Origin of the sequence: Streptomyces sp. NPDC048291, assembly GCF_043201715.1 — a bacterium.
Classification (GTDB): domain Bacteria; phylum Actinomycetota; class Actinomycetes; order Streptomycetales; family Streptomycetaceae; genus Streptomyces.
In genome coordinates, this window is sequence record NZ_JBICZC010000001.1 from 619,100 (window position 1) to 637,269 (window position 18,170).

General features: G+C 72.9%; 21 protein-coding genes. 15 read left to right on the forward strand and 6 right to left on the reverse strand.

Annotated elements, in window-relative coordinates:
• Nucleotides 1-95 precede the first annotated feature (95 nt).
• The 3 genes from ACGF5O_RS02660 (at nt 96) to ACGF5O_RS02670 (ending at nt 2,707) form a co-directional block, all read left to right on the forward strand.
• Nucleotides 96-1,070 carry an ABC transporter ATP-binding protein gene (locus ACGF5O_RS02660; RefSeq protein ID WP_393808091.1) on the forward strand — a complete coding sequence of 325 codons (975 nt, stop codon included), beginning with the start codon at nt 96-98 and terminating at the stop codon, nt 1,068-1,070.
• A gap of 100 nt (nt 1,071-1,170) precedes the next feature.
• Nucleotides 1,171-1,998, forward strand: coding sequence for an ABC transporter permease (locus ACGF5O_RS02665; protein ID WP_393808092.1), 828 nt, complete (start codon nt 1,171-1,173; stop codon nt 1,996-1,998).
• A gap of 34 nt (nt 1,999-2,032) precedes the next feature.
• The gene (locus ACGF5O_RS02670) at nt 2,033-2,707 is read left to right on the forward strand and encodes an AAA family ATPase (protein WP_393808093.1); all 675 of its coding nucleotides are present in this window, start codon (nt 2,033-2,035) and stop codon (nt 2,705-2,707) included.
• 327 nt (nt 2,708-3,034) lie between these two features.
• On the opposite strand, the gene ybaK is transcribed toward ACGF5O_RS02670, so the two are convergent.
• The 4 genes from ybaK to ACGF5O_RS02690 form a co-directional block, all read right to left on the reverse strand.
• A complete protein-coding gene (ybaK, locus tag ACGF5O_RS02675; RefSeq protein ID WP_393808094.1) occupies nt 3,035-3,541 on the reverse strand; it encodes a Cys-tRNA(Pro) deacylase in 507 nt (168 codons plus the stop codon).
• 15 nt (nt 3,542-3,556) lie between these two features.
• Nucleotides 3,557-4,297, reverse strand: a complete 741-nt coding sequence (locus ACGF5O_RS02680) for an LON peptidase substrate-binding domain-containing protein (RefSeq protein WP_393808095.1) — start codon at nt 4,295-4,297, stop codon at nt 3,557-3,559.
• Nucleotides 4,298-4,308: 11 nt separating this feature from the next.
• Nucleotides 4,309-5,373, reverse strand: coding sequence for a hypothetical protein (locus ACGF5O_RS02685; protein WP_393808096.1), 1,065 nt, complete (start codon nt 5,371-5,373; stop codon nt 4,309-4,311).
• A 146-nt stretch (nt 5,374-5,519) separates the two neighbouring features.
• On the reverse strand, nt 5,520-7,097 hold the full coding sequence (locus ACGF5O_RS02690) for an oxidoreductase (protein WP_393808097.1): 1,578 nt from the start codon (nt 7,095-7,097) through the stop codon (nt 5,520-5,522).
• A 248-nt stretch (nt 7,098-7,345) separates the two neighbouring features.
• Here ACGF5O_RS02690 and hisD point away from each other — a divergent pair, with 248 nt between their 5' ends.
• The 10 genes from hisD (at nt 7,346) to ACGF5O_RS02740 (ending at nt 15,064) form a co-directional block, all read left to right on the forward strand.
• Nucleotides 7,346-8,671, forward strand: coding sequence for a histidinol dehydrogenase (gene hisD / locus ACGF5O_RS02695; RefSeq protein ID WP_393808098.1), 1,326 nt, complete (start codon nt 7,346-7,348; stop codon nt 8,669-8,671).
• Entirely contained in the window at nt 8,668-9,789 is a 1,122-nt protein-coding gene (locus ACGF5O_RS02700; protein WP_393808099.1) for a histidinol-phosphate transaminase, read from the forward strand. Before hisD ends, ACGF5O_RS02700 begins: the two co-directional genes overlap by 4 nt.
• Nucleotides 9,786-10,379, forward strand: coding sequence for an imidazoleglycerol-phosphate dehydratase HisB (gene hisB, locus ACGF5O_RS02705; protein WP_393808100.1), 594 nt, complete (start codon nt 9,786-9,788; stop codon nt 10,377-10,379). Before ACGF5O_RS02700 ends, hisB begins: the two co-directional genes overlap by 4 nt.
• A gap of 3 nt (nt 10,380-10,382) precedes the next feature.
• Nucleotides 10,383-10,547, forward strand: a complete 165-nt coding sequence (locus tag ACGF5O_RS02710) for a hypothetical protein (RefSeq protein ID WP_351704898.1) — start codon at nt 10,383-10,385, stop codon at nt 10,545-10,547.
• Nucleotides 10,544-11,215, forward strand: a complete 672-nt coding sequence (gene hisH / locus ACGF5O_RS02715; RefSeq protein WP_393808101.1) for an imidazole glycerol phosphate synthase subunit HisH — start codon at nt 10,544-10,546, stop codon at nt 11,213-11,215. The genes ACGF5O_RS02710 and hisH overlap by 4 nt, the downstream gene beginning before the upstream one ends.
• Entirely contained in the window at nt 11,212-11,937 is a 726-nt protein-coding gene (priA, locus tag ACGF5O_RS02720) for a bifunctional 1-(5-phosphoribosyl)-5-((5-phosphoribosylamino)methylideneamino)imidazole-4-carboxamide isomerase/phosphoribosylanthranilate isomerase PriA (protein ID WP_393808102.1), read from the forward strand. The genes hisH and priA overlap by 4 nt, the downstream gene beginning before the upstream one ends.
• Nucleotides 11,934-12,338 (forward strand): RidA family protein, encoded by a 405-nt coding sequence (locus tag ACGF5O_RS02725; RefSeq protein WP_393808103.1) that lies wholly within the window; start codon nt 11,934-11,936, stop codon nt 12,336-12,338. Before priA ends, ACGF5O_RS02725 begins: the two co-directional genes overlap by 4 nt.
• Nucleotides 12,335-13,090: an imidazole glycerol phosphate synthase subunit HisF gene (gene hisF / locus ACGF5O_RS02730; protein ID WP_393808104.1), complete on the forward strand. Its 756-nt coding sequence runs from the start codon at nt 12,335-12,337 to the stop codon at nt 13,088-13,090. The genes ACGF5O_RS02725 and hisF overlap by 4 nt, the downstream gene beginning before the upstream one ends.
• A gap of 123 nt (nt 13,091-13,213) precedes the next feature.
• Nucleotides 13,214-13,804: an ArsR/SmtB family transcription factor gene (locus tag ACGF5O_RS02735; protein WP_393808105.1), complete on the forward strand. Its 591-nt coding sequence runs from the start codon at nt 13,214-13,216 to the stop codon at nt 13,802-13,804.
• Nucleotides 13,805-13,819: 15 nt separating this feature from the next.
• Entirely contained in the window at nt 13,820-15,064 is a 1,245-nt protein-coding gene (locus ACGF5O_RS02740; RefSeq protein WP_393808106.1) for an MFS transporter, read from the forward strand.
• Between the two features lie 6 nt (nt 15,065-15,070).
• Here the strand turns inward: ACGF5O_RS02740 and ACGF5O_RS02745 are convergent, their stop codons facing one another.
• Nucleotides 15,071-15,469 (reverse strand): VOC family protein, encoded by a 399-nt coding sequence (locus ACGF5O_RS02745; protein ID WP_393808107.1) that lies wholly within the window; start codon nt 15,467-15,469, stop codon nt 15,071-15,073.
• A gap of 10 nt (nt 15,470-15,479) precedes the next feature.
• Entirely contained in the window at nt 15,480-16,115 is a 636-nt protein-coding gene (locus ACGF5O_RS02750) for a TIGR03085 family metal-binding protein (protein WP_393808108.1), read from the reverse strand.
• Between the two features lie 82 nt (nt 16,116-16,197).
• On the opposite strand from ACGF5O_RS02750, the gene hisI reads away from it, so the two are divergent.
• Nucleotides 16,198-16,650 carry a phosphoribosyl-AMP cyclohydrolase gene (gene hisI, locus ACGF5O_RS02755; protein ID WP_393808109.1) on the forward strand — a complete coding sequence of 151 codons (453 nt, stop codon included), beginning with the start codon at nt 16,198-16,200 and terminating at the stop codon, nt 16,648-16,650.
• A gap of 11 nt (nt 16,651-16,661) precedes the next feature.
• The gene (locus ACGF5O_RS02760) at nt 16,662-18,149 is read left to right on the forward strand and encodes an anthranilate synthase component I (RefSeq protein WP_393808110.1); all 1,488 of its coding nucleotides are present in this window, start codon (nt 16,662-16,664) and stop codon (nt 18,147-18,149) included.
• Nucleotides 18,150-18,170: the final 21 nt, after the last annotated feature.

Below are 18,170 nucleotides of genomic sequence, written 5' to 3' on the forward strand. Positions count from 1 at the left end.
AGGCGCCCCAAAGGCGAGTAAACCGGGGTGACCCCGTAGGCTCGTCCCTTGTGAGTACGGGCGTGGGTCGGGCACTTCGGCGGCAGGGTGATGTCGTGTGTGCCGTGCGTGGGCTGACCAAGACCTACGCCGCGGTCAAAGGGCGGCGTGGCGCTCCCGGCGTGCCCGAGGTGCGGGCCACCGACGGGGTGGAGCTCGACGTCCGGCGCGGGGAGATCTTCGGGCTGCTCGGGCCGAACGGGGCCGGCAAGTCGACACTCGTACGGCAGCTCACCGGGCTCCTGCGGCCCGACGCGGGCAGTGTCGAGATCCTCGGGCACGACATCGTGCGGCACCCGGAGCGGGCCGCGCGGATCCTCGCCTACCTGGGACAGGAGTCCAGCGCCCTCGACGAGCTGACCGTCTCCCTCGCGGCCGAGACCACCGGGCGGCTGCGCGGACTGGACGTACGGCAGGCGCGCAGCGAGCGCGACGCCGTCCTCGACGAGCTGGGCCTGACGCCGATCGCCGGACAGGCGCTCAAGAAGCTCTCCGGCGGCCAGCGGCGGCTCGCCTGCTTCGCCGCCGCGCTGGTCGGGGAGCGGTCACTGCTGGTGCTCGACGAGCCGACGACCGGGATGGACCCCGTGGCTCGGCGGGCCGTGTGGGCCGCCGTGGACCGGCGGCGGGCCGAGCGGGGCGCCACCGTGGTGCTGGTCACCCACAACGTCATCGAGGCCGAGACGGTCCTCGACCGGGTCGCCGTCCTCGACCAGGGGCGGGTCATCGCCTGCGACACCCCCGCCGGGCTCAAGGAACGGGTCGCCGGCGAGGTACGGGTCGAGCTGGTGTGGCGCGAGCGACCGCCGCTGGACGTGCCCGAGGTGGCCGTCCTGCGCGAGCGCGCCGTCGAGTCCGGCCGGCGCTGGACGCTGCGGCTCGCGCCCGAGGAGGCGCGTGCCGTCGTCGCCACGGTGACCGGCGGGGCCGCCTTCGCCGCCCTCGACGACTTCACCCTCGCCACGCCCAGCCTGGAGGACGTCTACCTGGCGCTGGGCGGCGCCGCACGGCAGGGGCTGGTGAAGGCGTGACCGTGAACGTGAGGGTGAACAGGACGGCGGCCGGGCGCGTACGGAAAGACGCGGCGGCGGTACGGGCCGCAGGTGCCGCACGGAAAGGGAGCAGCGCGACGTGAGTGTCGTACCCGCTGAGGTACTGCCGGGCGGTGCCCTGGCCGTGGAGGAGACGGCGCCGGGCGGCCCGGCGGCCGAGCTGGGCCCGCGGGCGCGGCTGTGGCCGTCGCTGGTGGCCGTCTACCGTGCGCAGCTGTCCCGGGCCCGGGTGGCACGGATCCCGCTGCTGTTCGTCGCGACCTTCCAGTCCGTCGGCATCATGATCATGATGCGCGGGGTGGTGGACTCGCGGGGCGAGGCCCAGTCCGTGGTGGCGGGCTCGTCGGTGGTCGTGGTCGCCTACGTGGCGCTGAACCTGCTGGCGCAGTACTTCGGGCAGCTCCGGGCGAGCGGCGGGCTCGACCACTACGCCACGCTGCCCGTGCCGCCCGCCTCGGTGGTGCTCGGTGCGGCCGCGGCGTACGCCTCCTTCACCGTGCCGGGGACGCTGGTCACGGCCGTCTTCGGGTGCGTGCTGTTCGGGCTGCCGCTCGGGAACCTGTGGATCCTCGTCGCGGTGATCCCGCTCGCCGGGGCGGCCCTGGCGGGGCTCGGGGCGGCCTGCGGGCTGCTCGCGCCACGCCCCGAACTGGCCACCCTGCTCGGGCAGCTGGGCATGTCGGCGGCGCTGCTGCTCGGCGTGCTGCCGCCGGACCGGATGCCCGGGATCATCCGGTTCGCGCGCGACCTGCTGCCTTCGACGTACGGCGTCGAGGCCTACGCCCGGACGTTCGGGGCGCGGCCCGACTGGACCGTCGTCCTCGCTGACCTGGGCGTCTGTGCCGGGGTGGGGGTCGTCTCGCTGGCCGTCGCCACCTGGGCCTACCGCAGGGCCGCCGTCCGGTGACGCGCCCCACAGGCCGAACTGGCACGATGGCATCGTGACCGCACCGTTGACGCCGCCTCCGCCGCCGCACGACCAGTCCCCGCACCAGGCCTGGCAGGCTCCGCCGCCTGCCGGGGAGGCCGCGGGGGAGTACGGACAGTACGCAGCGTACGGACAGGACGGTCCCGGGATGAAGACCGAACTGCGGGAGGCCGCGGTGATCGCCGTCGCGGTGGCGGTGAGCGGGGTGCTGCTCGGGTTGCTGTGGCTGTGGCTGGCGCCGCACGTGCCGCTGGTGGGGGACCAGTCCGGGAAGAGCTGGGCGGTCTACCTCAAGGACAGCGAGGGGGAGCAGGCGGCCGGGGTCGACGGGACGTTCACGCTGCTGGCGCTGGCGTTCGGGGTCGTGAGCGCGGTCGTGGCGTTCGTGTGGCGGCGGCGTGGGGGTGTGCCGTTGGTGGTGGCGCTGGGGGTCGGGGGGCTGCTGGGGTCGGTGCTGGCCTGGCGGCTCGGGGTGTGGATGGGGCCGGAGCAGGATGTGATAGCCCATGCGAAGGCCGTGGGCAAGGGGGTGACGTTCTCCGCGCCGCTGAAGCTCGGGGCGAAGGGGGCGTTGCTGGCGTGGTCGTTGTCGGCGCTGGTGGTCCACCTGGGGCTGACGGCGCTGTTCGGCCCCCGCGACCCGGAGCCACCGTACGAGGACGGCCCCTACACCGCCCCACCGGCATAGTTTTCCGCGCCCCCGCCGCCCTGCTCGTCCCATCCTCCAGGGGGCGGTGGGTGCGGGTGCCGTCGGGGGCGCGGGGAGTTGCGTGACCAGCCCGAGGCGGCCTCTGCTCTGTGTGTGGCCAGGGCCAGTGGGTCGGTAGGGGGGCGTCGGAGGCACCGTGAGGGTGGTCCGTGGTGTGCGGGGTGGTGGAGTGTCCGGCGCCCCCGATCGGCTAGGCCGGGCGGCGACCGTGGTTCGAGCGGCCCTTTTTCAGGCGCCACTTCCTTTTCCGTGTCTTCTTCGACATGCCCTCTGTACTTAACCCAGTACGGAGGACACGTCGAGAGGTCACGCACGGCCGATCGGGGCCAGCGTCGCGTTCGTGAGGGTTGCGAGGGCGGTCGGGGCGAGTTCCACCTCCAGGCCCCGGCGGCCCGCCGAGACGCAGATGGTGGGGTGGGCCGATGCCGAGGCGTCCAGGACCGTGGGGAGCCTCTTGCGCTGGCCCAGCGGGGAGATGCCGCCGCGGACGTAGCCCGTCGTACGCTCGGCCAGGGCCGGGTCCGCCATCGCCGCGCGCTTGCCGCCGACCGCCGTGGCCAGGGCCTTGAGATCCAGGCTGCCGGCCACCGGGACGACCGCCACCGTGAGCGCGCCGTCGACGTCCGCGACCAGGGTCTTGAAGACACGGTCGGGGGACACGCCCATCGCCTCCGCCGCCTCCTCGCCGTAGGACGGGTGGGCGGGGTCGTGGTCGTATGCGTGGACGGTGAAGTCCACGCCCGCCGTGGTCAGGGCCACCGTCGCCGGGGTGCCACCGCCGCCGGACTGCTGCTTCTTCGACTTCTTCGGCATTCAGGAGACCCCGGCTCAGTTCAGGCTCGTCGGCGCCCGCGTCAGCTCCGCCGCGGGCAGTGACGGCAGATTACGGATGATCGCCGTCTCGGAGCGAAGGAGTTTCAGCTCGTCGCGCAGGCGGGACGCCGTGTCGGGGGCCTGGAGCAGGCGTTGCTTGGTGGGGGTGTCGTGCATCATCGCGGCCGCGACCAGGTAGGACACGACGGACGGTTCGTCGGGGAGGTCGACGCCCGTGGAGAGCGAGCGTTCACGCGCCCCGGCCAGACGCTTCTGGTACTGGCGGAAGGCCCGCAGGACGCCCTCGGCCAGCGCGCCGGCCTCGTCGCCCTGCTCCTCCGTCAGCTCCTCGAACTCCGCCGTCAGGAACGGGCCCGACGCGTCGACGGAGACCAGCCGCACCCGGTTCGTCCCGGTGGCCAGCACCTCGAACGTGCCGTTCGCCCGCTCCCGGATCGTCGCCGCGTCCGCCACACAGCCCACCCGGTGGAAGGACTTGAGGGGGTCGGGTCCGAAGCCGGCCGCCGGGCCCCGGTCGGGCTGCGCCGTCGGGTCCGGCATGCCCGGCGCGCTCGGCGCCACCTCGTGGCCGTCGCGGATCGCCACGACGGCGAACCGGCGCGGTTCTTCCTCGGGCGTCTTCAGCAGGTCGCGCATCATGGCGCGATAGCGCTCCTCGAAGACGTTCAGCGGCAGCACCAGCCCCGGGAACAGCACCGAGTTCAGCGGGAAGAGGGGGAGACGGACGGTGGTCACGGCGCCACAGCCTAGTGGTCATCGGCGGGAACATGTCCGCCGTGCTCGGCCCGTGGGCGCCCCGCGGCCCTCGGCGAGGGGATCAGTACGGCCTCGGGGAGCGGTTCCGTACCGGCCAGCAGGTGGGCGCGCAGGCCTGCGAAATGGCCCAGCGGGTCCTCGGAGAGCCGGTCCCAGGGGAAGGACGTGACGTACGGGCCGATCAGCCGCAGCTGGGCCCGGGCGGCCTCCCAGCGCTCCAGGCGGACCAGCAGGTACATCAGATTGTTGCGGATCTCGGCCGGCCACGTGTCGGCCGCCGGGAACCGCGCGGAGAGGGCGATCGCCCGGTCGGCCGCCGCGTCCAGGCGGGCCCGCCGCACCTCGGGGCCGCAGCCGTCGGTGAGGTAGGCGAAGGCGGCACGGGCCGGCAGGGCCTGGACGAGGGAGTCGGCCGGAGCGTCCTGTGCCGCCAGGTCGGCGAAGTCGAAGCACTCGTGGTGCGAGCCGTGCCAGTAGGTGCCCAGGTAGCGCAGCGCCGCCACATGGCAGCCGTAGTGGTGCGGGGCGCGGCGGACCGCCGCCTCCCACAGCTCCTCGAAGTACTTGTGGCCGGCGTTCGTCCCGCGGGCGTGGTCGAGCGCGATCCGCCACGGCACCGGGTCCCGGTCGTCGCCGCGCGCCGCCGCCGTGATCAGCGGGCTGAGCGGGCGCAGCAGCTCCGCGCGGGCGGGGGAGTCCCAGGCGTGCACCACCGCGAGCTGGGCCTGGACCAGCAGCAGGTCCGGGTCGTGCGGGGCGGCGGCGGCCCACTGGCCGAGCCACTCGGCGCGGGAGCGCGCGAAGAGGGCGAGCCGGTGCACGTACCGGTCGCGTTCCTCCCACTCGGCCGCGGCCCGGGTGCCGGCCAGCAGCGTCGCCGCCGCCTGGTACTCGCCCCGGCCGGCCGCGACCAGCGCGGGGGCGAGCCGTTCGTCGGGCGCGTCGAGGAACGCCTCGTCGTCGGCCGGGAGCGGTCCGGCGGCGAGAGGCGAAGCGTTCGTTGCCCTCCGTGCGGAACGGAAGAGCGCGCGCAGCGAAGCCATGGCGTTGACCATTGAAAGTCCGCAGGTCGGGGCAGCGCCAGACGGTATGGCCAACTCCACGAAAGTTGTATGGCCGTTGGTCAAGGGAAGGTAAAAGGTGACTGTTGCTCACCTGTGCGGTACCTGTCAGCTGTACGCCACAGGCAGGGCACCACTCGTCACCCCCGCCGCAGCAGCCTCGTCGCCCCCGCCGCCACCGTCGTCGCCAGGATCCAGCCCAGCAGGATCATCACCGCCGCCGCCCACTGCCAGCCGCCGGTGAGCCGCCACTGGCCCACCTGGCCCAGGTCGATCACCGGCAGCAGCAGGTCCAGGACGAACAGCGCCGGATCCCAGGCCGGGTGGCCGCCCGAGTTCATCGGCGGGTGCGGGGCGTGCGCGAACGCGAGCGTGCCCGCCGCCCACAGCACCGCCATCCACACCGCCGCCCGGCCCGGCCGGTAGCCGTAGGCCACCGTCAGGTCCTGCGCGTACCCCCAGAGCTTGGCGGCCGGCGGCAGCGTCTCGCGCCGCCGCCGCTGCTTGGCGAGCAGCACCTCGCGCGCGTCCTCGTCCTCGCCCGCGGCCCGCAGCACGGTCGCCAGGCGCTCGTACGGCTCCGGGTTGTACTCGGCGGTCGCCGCCGCCACCCAGTCCAGCCGCCGGGTCAGCGGGAACGGGCCCTGCGGCACCAGGTTCTCGTAGCCGAAGCCGCCCATGTGCAGCCGTCCGGGACCCGGCCAGCTGGTCGCCCGGTCGACCAGGTTGGCGACCCGGGCGCCGGACAGCACCACCCGCCCGCGCTGCGGCTCCTCCCCGAGGAACCGCAGCTCCGGCGCCTGCACCCGGCGCAGCGACAGCTCCTGGTCGTCCGTGAAGGCCAGCCGCGCCCGCTCCAGGTCCACCGCGTCCCCGAACCGCCCGTCGTCCAGCCGGATCCCGCCCTGGCACTCGAACCGCTGGATCCGCGTCCCGCGCGCCGGGGTCGTCCCGCTCTGCCAGGGGCCGCCCACCCCGGCCGGGGTCAGGTACAGGGTCCGGCCGACGGTCAGCTGGGGCGCGTTCAGCGCGAACCGCCCGTCGGGGTTGCGCAGCCGCGCCCCGCGCAGGCTCAGCGAGACGCCCACCTTGGCGCTGCGCAGGCTCAGCTCCCCGTGCGTCTCCAGGAGCTCCGCCTGCAGGTCCTGGCCGACGGTCATGCCGTCCGCCGCGATCGACCGCCCGCTGCGGTCCCGGTAGACCACCGCCTGGTTCAGCAGCAGGTCGGTGCCGATGTGCGCGTCGGTCAGCCGGACCCCGCCGAGGAAGCGGCAGCGCGGCAGATGCAGGTCACCCTCCGTGTGCAGGCGGGCGGCCTCCAGGCGGGGCGCCGCACAGTCCACGAACCGCGCGGTGGTGAAGTGCGCCTCCGGCAGCAGGATCTCGTCGTCGAACCGGCAGCCGCGCAGTTCCAGGTACGGGGTGACCGTGCCGCCCGCCAGGTCCAGGGGGCCGGTGATCCGGACACCGACCAGCTTCAGCGAGGCCACCCGGCCGGCCAGCGCGGGCGGCCCGTCGAGCAGCAGCCAGCACACGATCCGCGCCCGCACGGTCCGCTCGGGTCCCCACGGGTGGCCGCCGTGCGGATCGTCCACGCGCGGGTCGCCGCTGCTCAGGTCGTACACGCTGCCGTTGCGGAACGCCTGCCACATACCGGCCTCGGCCGCGGTCAGATCGTCCGGCAGGTCCCCGTCCCGGACGCCGTCCCCCTCGGTCACGGCTCTTCCTTCTTCCTCAACTACTCGTGAGTCATGTTTCGGTACAACCGGTGATGCCCGGTGGGTGGGATCCCGAACACAGGAAGTGAAGGTGATCTTCCGGGTTCCGGCCAGGCTATGCACCGGCCGTGGCCCCGCGTCCCGTATCGGCCATGCGGTGGCGCCCGGTGCGGTCGTCGGCTCACGTTCTGTATCAGCCATTGATACGCGCGGACGGGCTCCGAGTGCCGTCTGAGAGAATTGAGCCTGTGATCTCCCGAATCGATCTGCGCGGCGACGCCCTTCCCGAGGGCCTCGCTCTGCGCGACCTGCTGCCCCGAGCCGACTTCGACGTCTCGGCCGCCCTGGAGAAGGTGCGTCCGATCTGCGAGGCCGTGCATCATCGGGGCGACGCGGCGCTGATCGACTTCGCCGAGAAGTTCGACGGGGTCACGCTGGAGCGGGTCAGGGTCCCGGCCGAGGCCCTGGCCAAGGCGCTGGACGAGCTCGACCCGGCCGTGCGCGCGGCCCTGGAGGAGTCCATCCGGCGCGCCCGTCTCGTCCACCGCGAGCAGCGCCGTGCGGCCCACACCACCCAGGTCGTGCCGGGCGGGTCCGTCACCGAGAAGTGGGTGCCCGTGGAGCGCGTCGGGCTCTACGCGCCCGGCGGCCGGTCGGTCTACCCGTCCTCCGTGATCATGAACGTGGTGCCCGCGCAGGAGGCCGGCGTCGAGTCGATCGCCCTCGCCTCCCCGGCGCAGGCCGAGTTCGGCGGCCTGCCGCACCCGACCATCCTCGCCGCCTGCGCCCTGCTCGGCGTCGACGAGGTGTACGCGGCCGGCGGCGCCACCGCCGTCGCGATGTTCGCGTACGGCACCGAGTCCTGCCCGCCGGCCACCATGGTCACCGGCCCCGGCAACATCTGGGTGGCCGCCGCCAAGCGCTACTTCACCGGCCGGATCGGCATCGACGCCGAGGCCGGCCCGACCGAGATCGCCGTGCTCGCGGACGCCACCGCCGACCCGGTGCACGTCGCCGCCGACCTGATCAGCCAGGCCGAGCACGACCCGCTCGCGGCGGCGGTGCTGGTCACCGACTCCGTGGAGCTGGCGGACGCGGTGGAGAAGGAGCTGGAGCCGCAGGTCGCGGCCACCAGGCATGTGGAGGACCGGATCGTGCCCGCCCTCAAGGGCCGGCAGTCCGCGATCGTCCTGGTCGACGGCGTCGACGAGGGCCTGAGGGTCGTCGACGCGTACGGCGCCGAGCACCTGGAGATCCAGACCGCCGACGCCGCCGCCGTGGCCGACCGGGTGAAGAACGCGGGCGCGATCTTCATCGGGCCCTGGGCGCCGGTCTCCCTCGGCGACTACGCCGCCGGGTCCAACCACGTGCTGCCCACCGGCGGCTGCGCGTGCCACTCCTCCGGGCTGTCCGTGCAGTCGTTCCTGCGCGGCATCCACATCGTCGACTACACGAAGGACGCGCTGGCCGACGTCGCGCACCACGTGGTCACGCTGGCCGAGGCGGAGGACCTGCCCGCGCACGGCGCGGCGATCAAGGCAAGGTTCGGATGGAAGGTACCGACGGGCAAGTGAGCTTCGGCATCGACGATCTCCCCGTACGGGACGAGCTGCGCGGCAAGTCCCCCTACGGCGCGCCCCAGTTGGACGTCCCCGTACGGCTGAACACGAACGAGAACCCCTACCCGCTGCCCGAACCCCTGGTCGAGCGGATCACCGAGCGGGTGCGCGAGGCCGCCCGCGACCTGAACCGCTACCCCGACCGGGACGCGGTCCAGCTCCGCACCGAGCTGGCCAGGTACCTGACGAAGACCGGCAACCACCCGCTCACCCTCGGGAACGTGTGGGCGGCCAACGGCTCCAACGAGGTCATCCAGCAGCTGCTGCAGACCTTCGGCGGACCCGGTCGTACGGCGATCGGCTTCGAGCCGTCGTACTCGATGCACTCGCTCATCTCGCGCGGCACCGGCACCCGCTGGATCTCCGGCCCCCGCAACGCGGACTTCACCCTCGACGTGGCCGCGGCCTCGGCGGCCATCGCCGAGCACCGGCCGGACGTCGTCTTCATCACCACCCCCAACAACCCCACCGGCAACGCGGTGCCGGCCGAGACGGTCCTCGCGCTCTACGAGGCCGCCCAGGCCGCCAAGGCCGCGACCGCCGGGGCGATCGTCGTCGTGGACGAGGCCTACATCGAGTTCAGCCACGGCGCCTCGCTGCTGCCGCTGCTCGAAGGTCGGCCGAATCTCGTCGTCTCCCGCACCATGTCGAAGGCCTTCGGCGCGGCCGGCCTGCGCCTCGGCTACCTCGCCGCGCACCCCGCGGTGGTGGACGCCGTACAGCTCGTACGGCTGCCGTACCACCTGTCGGCGATCACCCAGGCGACCGCGCTGGCCGCCCTGGAGCACACCGACACGCTGCTGAAGTACGTCGAGCAGCTGAAGGCCGAGCGGGACCGGCTGGTCGCCGAGCTGCGCGCGGCGGGCCTCGAAGTCACCGAGTCCGACGCCAACTTCGTGCAGTTCGGGCGGTTCGGGGACCCGCACGCGGTCTGGCAGCGGATCCTCGACCGGGGGGTCCTCGTCCGGGACAACGGCGTGCCCGGCTTCCTGCGGGTGTCCGCCGGAACCCCCGAAGAGAACGACGCGTTCCTCGACGCGGTACGTGAAGTCAAGAAGGAGCTGGACGCATGACCCGCGTAGGGCGCGTGGAGCGCACCACCAAGGAGACCTCGGTCCTCGTCGAGATCGACCTCGACGGCACCGGCAAGACCGACATCGCCACCGGCGTCGGCTTCTACGACCACATGCTCGACCAGCTCGGCCGGCACGGTCTGTTCGACCTCACCGTGAAGACCGACGGCGACCTGCACATCGACTCGCACCACACCATCGAGGACACCGCCCTCGCCCTCGGCGCCGCCTTCAAGCAGGCCCTCGGCGACAAGGTGGGCATCTACCGCTTCGGCAACTGCACGGTCCCGCTGGACGAGTCCCTCGCCCAGGTCACCGTCGACCTGTCCGGCCGCCCGTACCTGGTGCACACCGAGCCGGAGACCATGGCGCCGATGATCGGCGAGTACGACACCACCATGACCCGGCACATCCTGGAGTCCTTCGTCGCCCAGGCACAGGTCGCCCTGCACGTGCACGTACCGTACGGACGTAACGCGCACCACATCGTGGAGTGCCAGTTCAAGGCTCTCGCGAGGGCGCTGCGCTACGCCTCCGAGCGCGACCCGCGTGCGGCCGGCATCCTCCCCTCGACGAAGGGCGCGCTGTAAGCGATGAACAGCCTCTCGACCATACTGATCGTCGTCGGACTCTTCCTGGTCGGCGGAATCATCTCCTTCGTCAAGCAGAAGATGCCCACCAGCCTGATCGTGCTGCTCTCGATCAGCGCCGCCCTGTGCCTGGTGGCGGGCGTCATGCGGCTGGAGGTGTGGAATTGACCGCACCGTCGAGATCTCCGAAACCGTCGAAACCGTCGAAGAAGGTCGTCGTCTTCGACTACGGCTTCGGCAACGTCCGGTCCGCCGAGCGCGCCCTCGCCCGCACCGGGGCCGACGTCGAGATCACCCGTGACTTCGACGAGGCCATGAACGCGGACGGCCTGCTGGTGCCCGGCGTCGGCGCCTTCGCCGCCTGCATGGAGGGCCTGCGCGGGGCGCGCGGGGACTGGATCATCGACCGCCGGCTGTCCGGCGGACGGCCGGTGATGGGCATCTGCGTGGGCATGCAGATCCTGTTCGCGCGCGGCATCGAGCACGGCGTCCAGACCGAGGGCCTCGACGAGTGGCCCGGCTCGGTCGAGCCGCTGCAGGCCGAGATCGTGCCCCACATGGGCTGGAACACGGTCGAAGCCCCGGTCGGCTCCGAACTGTTCGCCGGCCTGGACACGGACGCGCGCTTCTACTTCGTGCACTCCTACGCGGTCCACGACTGGACCCTGGAGACGGCGAACCCGGCGATGCGCGCTCCGCTCGTCACCTGGTCGACGCACGGCAAGCCGTTCGTGGCCGCCGTGGAGAACGGCGCCCTGTGGGCCACCCAGTTCCACCCCGAGAAGTCCGGCGACGCCGGCGCCCAGCTCCTCACCAACTGGATCGGAACACTGTGAGCAAGCTCGAACTCCTCCCCGCCGTCGACGTCCGCGACGGCCAGGCCGTCCGCCTCGTGCACGGCGAGTCCGGGACCGAGACCTCCTACGGCTCACCCCTGGAGGCCGCCCTCGCCTGGCAGGCGTCGGGCGCCGAGTGGCTGCACCTGGTCGACCTGGACGCGGCGTTCGGCACCGGCGACAACCGCGCGCTGGTCGCCGAGGTGACCGGGGCGATGGACATCAGGGTCGAGCTCTCCGGTGGCATCCGCGACGACGCCACCCTCGCCGCGGCCCTCGCCACCGGCTGCACCCGCGTGAACCTCGGCACGGCCGCCCTGGAGACCCCGGAGTGGGTCGCCAAGGTCATCGCCGAGCACGGCGACAAGATCGCCGTCGGCCTGGACGTGCGCGGCACGACCCTCAGGGGCCGCGGCTGGACCCGCGACGGCGGCGACCTCTACGAGACGCTCGCCCGCCTCGACCAGGAGGGCTGCGCCCGCTACGTCGTCACCGACATCGCCAAGGACGGCACCCTCCAGGGCCCGAACCTGGAGCTCCTGAAGAACGTGTGCGCGGCGACGGACCGGCCGGTCGTGGCCTCCGGCGGCGTGTCGTCGCTGGACGACCTCCGGGCCCTCGCCGACCTGGTACCCCTCGGTGTCGAGGGTGCCATCGTCGGAAAGGCCCTGTACGCCAAGGCGTTCACCTTGGAAGAAGCACTGGAGGCAGTGTCACGATGACGTCCGATGCCGTACGGCGCGCGCAGAGCGGAAGTCCCTGGGAGGAGAGCTTCGGTTTCGCCCGCGCCGTCGCGGCGGGCGACCGTGTGGTGGTGGGCGGTACGACGTCCTTCAAGGGCACCGTGCTGTACGGGGAGGGCGACCCGTACGAGCAGGCCAGGGTGGCCTTCGCCACCGCCCTGGAGGCGATCGCCGAGTTCGGGCTCGGACCGGAGTCGGTGATCCGCACCCGCCTGTTCCTCGCGCACGCGCGCGACATGGACGCGGTGGGACGCGCCCACAAGGAGGTCTTCGACCTGGTGCGCCCGGTGACCACGTTCGTCGTGGTGACCGGCTTCGTCGACCCGCGCATCCTGGTCGAGGCAGAGCTAGAGGCATACAGAGGAGCCGTGGATTCATGACCCTGGCGGTCCGAGTCATCCCCTGCCTGGACGTGGACAACGGCCGGGTCGTCAAGGGCGTCAACTTCCAGAACCTGCGCGACGCGGGCGACCCCGTCGAGATGGCCAAGGTGTACGACGCGGAGGGCGCCGACGAGCTGACCTTCCTGGACATCACCGCGTCCTCCGGCAACCGGGAGACCACGTACGACGTGGTCCGCCGCACGGCCGAGCAGGTCTTCATCCCCCTGACGGTCGGCGGCGGCGTCCGTACCGCGGAGGACGTCGACAAGCTGCTCCGCGCGGGCGCCGACAAGGTGGGCGTCAACACGGCGGCCATCGCCCGCCCGGACCTGATCCGCGAGATCGCGGAACGCTTCGGCCGCCAGGTCCTGGTCCTCTCGGTCGACGCCCGCCGCACCGAATCGGGCTCCTTCGAGGTCACCACCCACGGCGGCCGCAAGGGCACCGGCATCGACGCCGTCGAGTGGGCGCACCGGGCCGCCGAGCTGGGCGCGGGCGAGATCCTGCTCAACTCGATGGACGCGGACGGCACCAAGGACGGCTACGACCTGGAGATGATCACCGCCGTCCGCAAGCACGTCACGGTCCCGGTCATCGCCTCCGGCGGCGCCGGCGCGCTCGCCCACTTCCCCCCGGCCGTCACGGCGGGCGCGGACGCGGTCCTCGCGGCCTCCGTCTTCCACTTCGGCGACCTGCGGATCGGCGAGGTGAAGCAGACCCTGCGCGAGGCGGGGCACCCGGTGCGCTGACGCCGCACCGAACCCGGCCCCGGTGCCCGCGGAGGGCGCCGGGGCTTTTCACCGCACAGATACGAAAGGAAAGTTGCGCAAAAAATATTGCGCAACTTTCCTTTCGTATCTAGGGTCGGTGACATGACGGACAGGGAGCGGGACCGCCCGATCACCGACATCGGCACCCTCAAGGCGCTGGCCCACCCGCTGCGCATGAAGCTCTACCGGGGCCTGTGCGTGGCCGGCAAGGCGACGGCCTCGCAGCTCGCCGACCAGGTCGACGAGGCCGTCTCACTGGTCAGCTACCACCTGCGCAAGCTCGCCGAGCACGGCCTCATCGAAGCGGCCGAACCGCAGCGCGCGGACGGCCGGGAGCGCTGGTGGCAGCCGGCCTCGGAGGGCATCACCATCCGGGACCGCGACTTCCGGGACGCACCCGAGAAAGCCGCCGCCCACCTCGCCGCCACCCGGCTCTTCCACGACCAGCGGGCCGACCTGTACCGCCGCTACCTCGACGAGCGCGCCACCTGGAGCACCGAGTGGAACGCCGCCGCCCCCGACAGCGAGTCCCTGCTCCGCCTGACCGCGGCCGAACTGGCCGAACTCCGCGAGGAACTGCTCGCCCTGGCCAGGAAGTACGACGAGAAGGGCCGGTCCGCCGAGGCCGACGGCGACACCGAAGGGCGCGAGCACGTCGCGCTGCACGTGTACGGCTTCCCGTTCCGCCTCTGAGAAGGGCCCACCTCCGTGACCGCGACCCTCACAGCCCCGGCCACCGCCGCACCGCGCCCCGCCCACCGCGACCCCAACGTCCTGCGCTGGCTCGGCGCCTACACCTCCTCCATGGTCGGCGACAGCGTCTACTACATCGCCCTGTCCTGGGCCGCCGTCCAGGGCGGGTCACCCGCGCAGGCCGGGGCGGTGATGTCCGTCAGCGCGCTGCCCCGGGCCGTGCTGATGCTGTTCGGCGGGGTGGTGGCCGACCGGCTCGGCCCCCGCCGGGTCGTCATCGCCTCCGACGCGGTCCGCTGCGCCGCCGTCCTCGCCGTTGCCGCGCTGCTGTTCCTGACCAGCCCAGGCCTGTGGCCGCTCGCCGCGCTCGCCCTGGTCTTCGGCATCGTCGACGCCGTGTTCATGCCCGCCGTGGGCGCCCTTCCCGCGCGCGTGACGAGCCGCGACCAGCTCGCGCGCGTGCAGGGCATGCGCGGTCTCGCCATCCGCGTCGCGAGCATCCTCGGCGCCCCGCTCGGCGGCCTCGGGGTCGCCGTCGGCGGCGCCGCGGCCGCCTTCGGCCTCGCCGGGCTGCTCATCGCCGTGTCGGTGCCCCTGCTGACGACCCTGCGGGTGCGGGAACTCCCGGCCGACGACCGCGCCGCCGCCCCCACTCCCTGGCAGGACCTGAGGGCCGGCCTCGCGCACGTGCGCCGGCACCGGATCCTGGCCCCGCTGATGCTGGCCATAGCCCTCGGCGACCTGGGCTTCGTCAGCCCCCTCAACGTCGGGCTGACCCTGCTCGCCGACCGGCGCGGCTGGGGCGCGGCAGGCGTGGGCTGGGTGCTCGCGGGGTTCGGCGTCGGCGCCGGGGCCGTCTCCCTGCTGCTGACCGTGCGGGGACGGCTGCCGCGCGCGGGCCTGGTCGCCGGCGTCTCGATCCTCGCCGGGTCCGTCGCGATCGGCGCCCTCGCCTTCGTACCGGGCCTCGCCGGCGCGGTCGGCGTCGCCCTGCTGATCGGCCTGCTCGCCGGGCTCAGCGGCGCCATGTGCGGGGCGCTGCTGCAGACCCAGGCCGACCCCGCCTACCTGGGCCGGGTCACCGCCGTCTCCGGCCTGATCAGCCTGGGCCTCACCCCGCTCAGCATGCCGTTCACGGCAGCCGCCATCGGCGCCTTCGGGCTCGGCCCGGTCTACGTCGCCAGCGCCGCCGTCTGCGGGCTCGGCGGGGTCGTCGCGCTCGCCGTACCGGGGCTGCGCCGCGCCGAGCTGCCCCGCTGAGGGCGGTCAGACCTTCGGCTGGGTCAGCTGGATCAGGTTGCCGACCGTGTCGTCCAGGACGGCGGCGATCTCCGGGCCCTGCTCCTGCGGCTCGTGCGGGAAGCGGACGCCCAGGACGCGCAGGCGGTCGTACTCCGAACGGATGTCGTCCACGGAGAAGACGATGGCCGGGAGCCCCGCCGCGTAGACGGCCTTGCGGTACGGGTCGGCGAGGGGGCCCCGGCCCGGCTCCAGCAGGAGCTGGAGGTCCGGCTGGGCGCCCTGCGGGGCGCCGACCGTGACGAACAGGCTGCCGTCGCCCAGGTCCAGGCGGGTACGGGTCTCGAAGCCGAGGACGTCGGTGTAGAAGGCGTGCGCCTTCGGCACGTCGTCCACGTACACGCTCGTCATCGCGACCCTGATCACCGGGGGCTCCTCAGATGCCCAGCTTCTTGGACTCCTGCAGCTTGGCGATCGCGTTCTCGTCGCCGGTCACCTCGACCTTGGCCGTGCTCTGCCGGCCGAACGCGAACATCAGCAGCTCGGAGGGCTCGCCGGTCACCGTCACCACGGGGGCGCCACGATGGGCGACCGCCGTCTGGCCGTCCGGGCGGCGCAGCACCAGACCCGTCGGCAGGCCCCGGCCGAGCAGCCGGGCGGTGCGCTCCAGGCGGGCCCAGAGGGCTTCCTGGAAGACCGGGTCCAGCTCCCGCGCCGACCAGTCGGGCTGGGCCCGGCGGACGTCCTCGGTGTGCACGTAGAACTCGACCGTGTTGGCCGCCTCGTCCACCTGCTTGAGCTGGAACGGCGAGAACCGCGGCGGACCGGTGCGGATCAGCTGGATCAGCTCCTCGTACGGCTTGGCCGCGAACTCGGCCGTCACCTTCTCCAGGCGTGGCGCGAGCTGCTTGATCACCGTGCCCCCGGCCGCGTCCGGCCGGCGTTCGCGCACCACCACGTGCGCGGCCAGATCACGGGTCACCCAGCCCTCGCAGAGGGTGGGCGCCTCGGGACCGGCGGTCTCCAAGAGGTCGGCGAGCAGGAGCCGTTCACGCTTGGCGAAGGTCGACATACCGCCAGCCTACGACCACACGCACCGTCCGGACAGTGGACACGGACCGTGACTGTCGGTGCCGCGCGGCACAATGGCACACATGACCAGTACGACCGGTACGACGGGTACGCCCCCGTCCAGTGGCCTCGCCCCGGAGATCGCCGCCCGCCTCAAGCGCAGCGCCGACGGACTCCTCCCCGCCATCGCCCAGCAGTACGACACCGGCGAGGTGCTGATGCTGGGCTGGATGGACGACGAGGCGCTGCATCGGACCCTCACCACCGGCCGCTGCACCTACTGGTCGCGCAGCCGCCGGGAGTACTGGGTCAAGGGCGACACCTCCGGCCACTTCCAGTGGGTGAAGTCGGTCGCCCTCGACTGCGACGCCGACACCCTGCTGGTCAAGGTCGACCAGGTGGGCGCCGCCTGCCACACCGGCGACCGCACCTGCTTCGACGCCGACGTGCTCCTCAAGGACGCCGAACACGGTCACGAGGGTGTCGAGTCCGGTCCCGGGGGCGCCGGCGCCGGCGTACCCGCCTCCGATCAGTAAGGCCTGCCGCCATGGACCTCGAGACCTTCCGCAAGCTCGCGACCGACCGGCGTGTCATCCCGGTCACCCGCAAGCTCCTCGCCGACGGCGACACCCCGGTCGCGCTCTACCGCAAGCTCGCCGCCGAGCGTCCCGGCACCTTCCTGCTGGAGTCCGCCGAGAACGGCCGCACGGCGTATCAGTGGTCCCGGTACTCCTTCGTGGGCGTCCGCTCCGCCGCCACCCTCACCGTCCGCGACGGCCAGGCCCACTGGCTCGGCGCCCCGCCCGTCGGCGTGCCCGTCGACGGCGACCCGCTGGCCGCCCTGCGCGCCACCATCGAGGCCCTGCACACCCCGCACGACCAGGGGCTGCCCCCGTTCACCGGCGGCATGGTCGGCTACCTCGGCTACGACATCGTGCGCCGCCTGGAGAAGATCGGCCCGGGGGAGCGCGACGATCTCCGGCTCCCCGAGCTGACCATGCTCCTCACCAGCGACCTCGCCGTCATGGACCACTGGGAGGGCTCGGTCCTGCTGATCGCCAACGCGATCAACCACAACGACCTCGACAGCGGCGTCGACGAGGCCCACGCCGACGCGGTGGCCCGCCTGGACGCGATGGAGGCGGACCTCTCCCGCCCGGTCGCCCAGCCGCCCGCCGTCCTGCCGCCCTCCGAACTCCCCGAGTACACCGCCCTGTGGGGCGGCCCCGACTTCCAGGTCGCCGTCGAGGACATCAAGGAGCGCATCCGCGCGGGCGAGGCCTTCCAGGTCGTCCCCTCCCAGCGCTTCGAAACTCCCTGCACGGCGAGCGCGCTGGACGTGTACCGGGTGCTCAGGGCCACCAACCCGTCCCCGTACATGTACCTCTTCCGCTTCGACGGCTTCGACGTCGTCGGCTCCTCCCCGGAGGCCCTGGTCAAGGTCGAGGACGGGGAGGCCATGGTGCACCCCATCGCCGGCACCAGGCCGCGCGGGGCCACCCCGCAGGAGGACCAGGCCCTCGCCGACGAGCTGCTGGCCGACCCCAAGGAGCGCGCCGAGCACCTGATGCTCGTCGACCTCGGACGCAACGACCTGGGGCGGGTCTGCCGGCCCGGCTCCGTCGAGGTCGTCGACTTCATGTCCGTCGAGCGGTACTCGCACGTGATGCACATCGTCTCGACGGTCACCGGAAAGGTCGCCGAGGGCCACACCGCCTTCGACGTCCTCACCGCCTGCTTCCCGGCCGGCACCCTCTCCGGCGCCCCCAAGCCCCGGGCGATGCAGATCATCGACGAGCTGGAGCCGTCCAGACGAGGGCTGTACGGCGGGTGCGTCGGCTACCTCGACTTCGCCGGCGACTCCGACACCGCCATCGCCATCCGCACCGCCCTGCTCCGCGACGGCACCGCGTACGTCCAGGCCGGCGCCGGCATCGTCGCCGACTCCGACCCGGCCGCCGAGGACCAGGAGTGCCGCAACAAGGCGGCGGCGGTCCTGCGGGCGGTGCACACGGCCAACAGACTGGGCAAGTAGGCGCACGGACCGGGCAAGTGG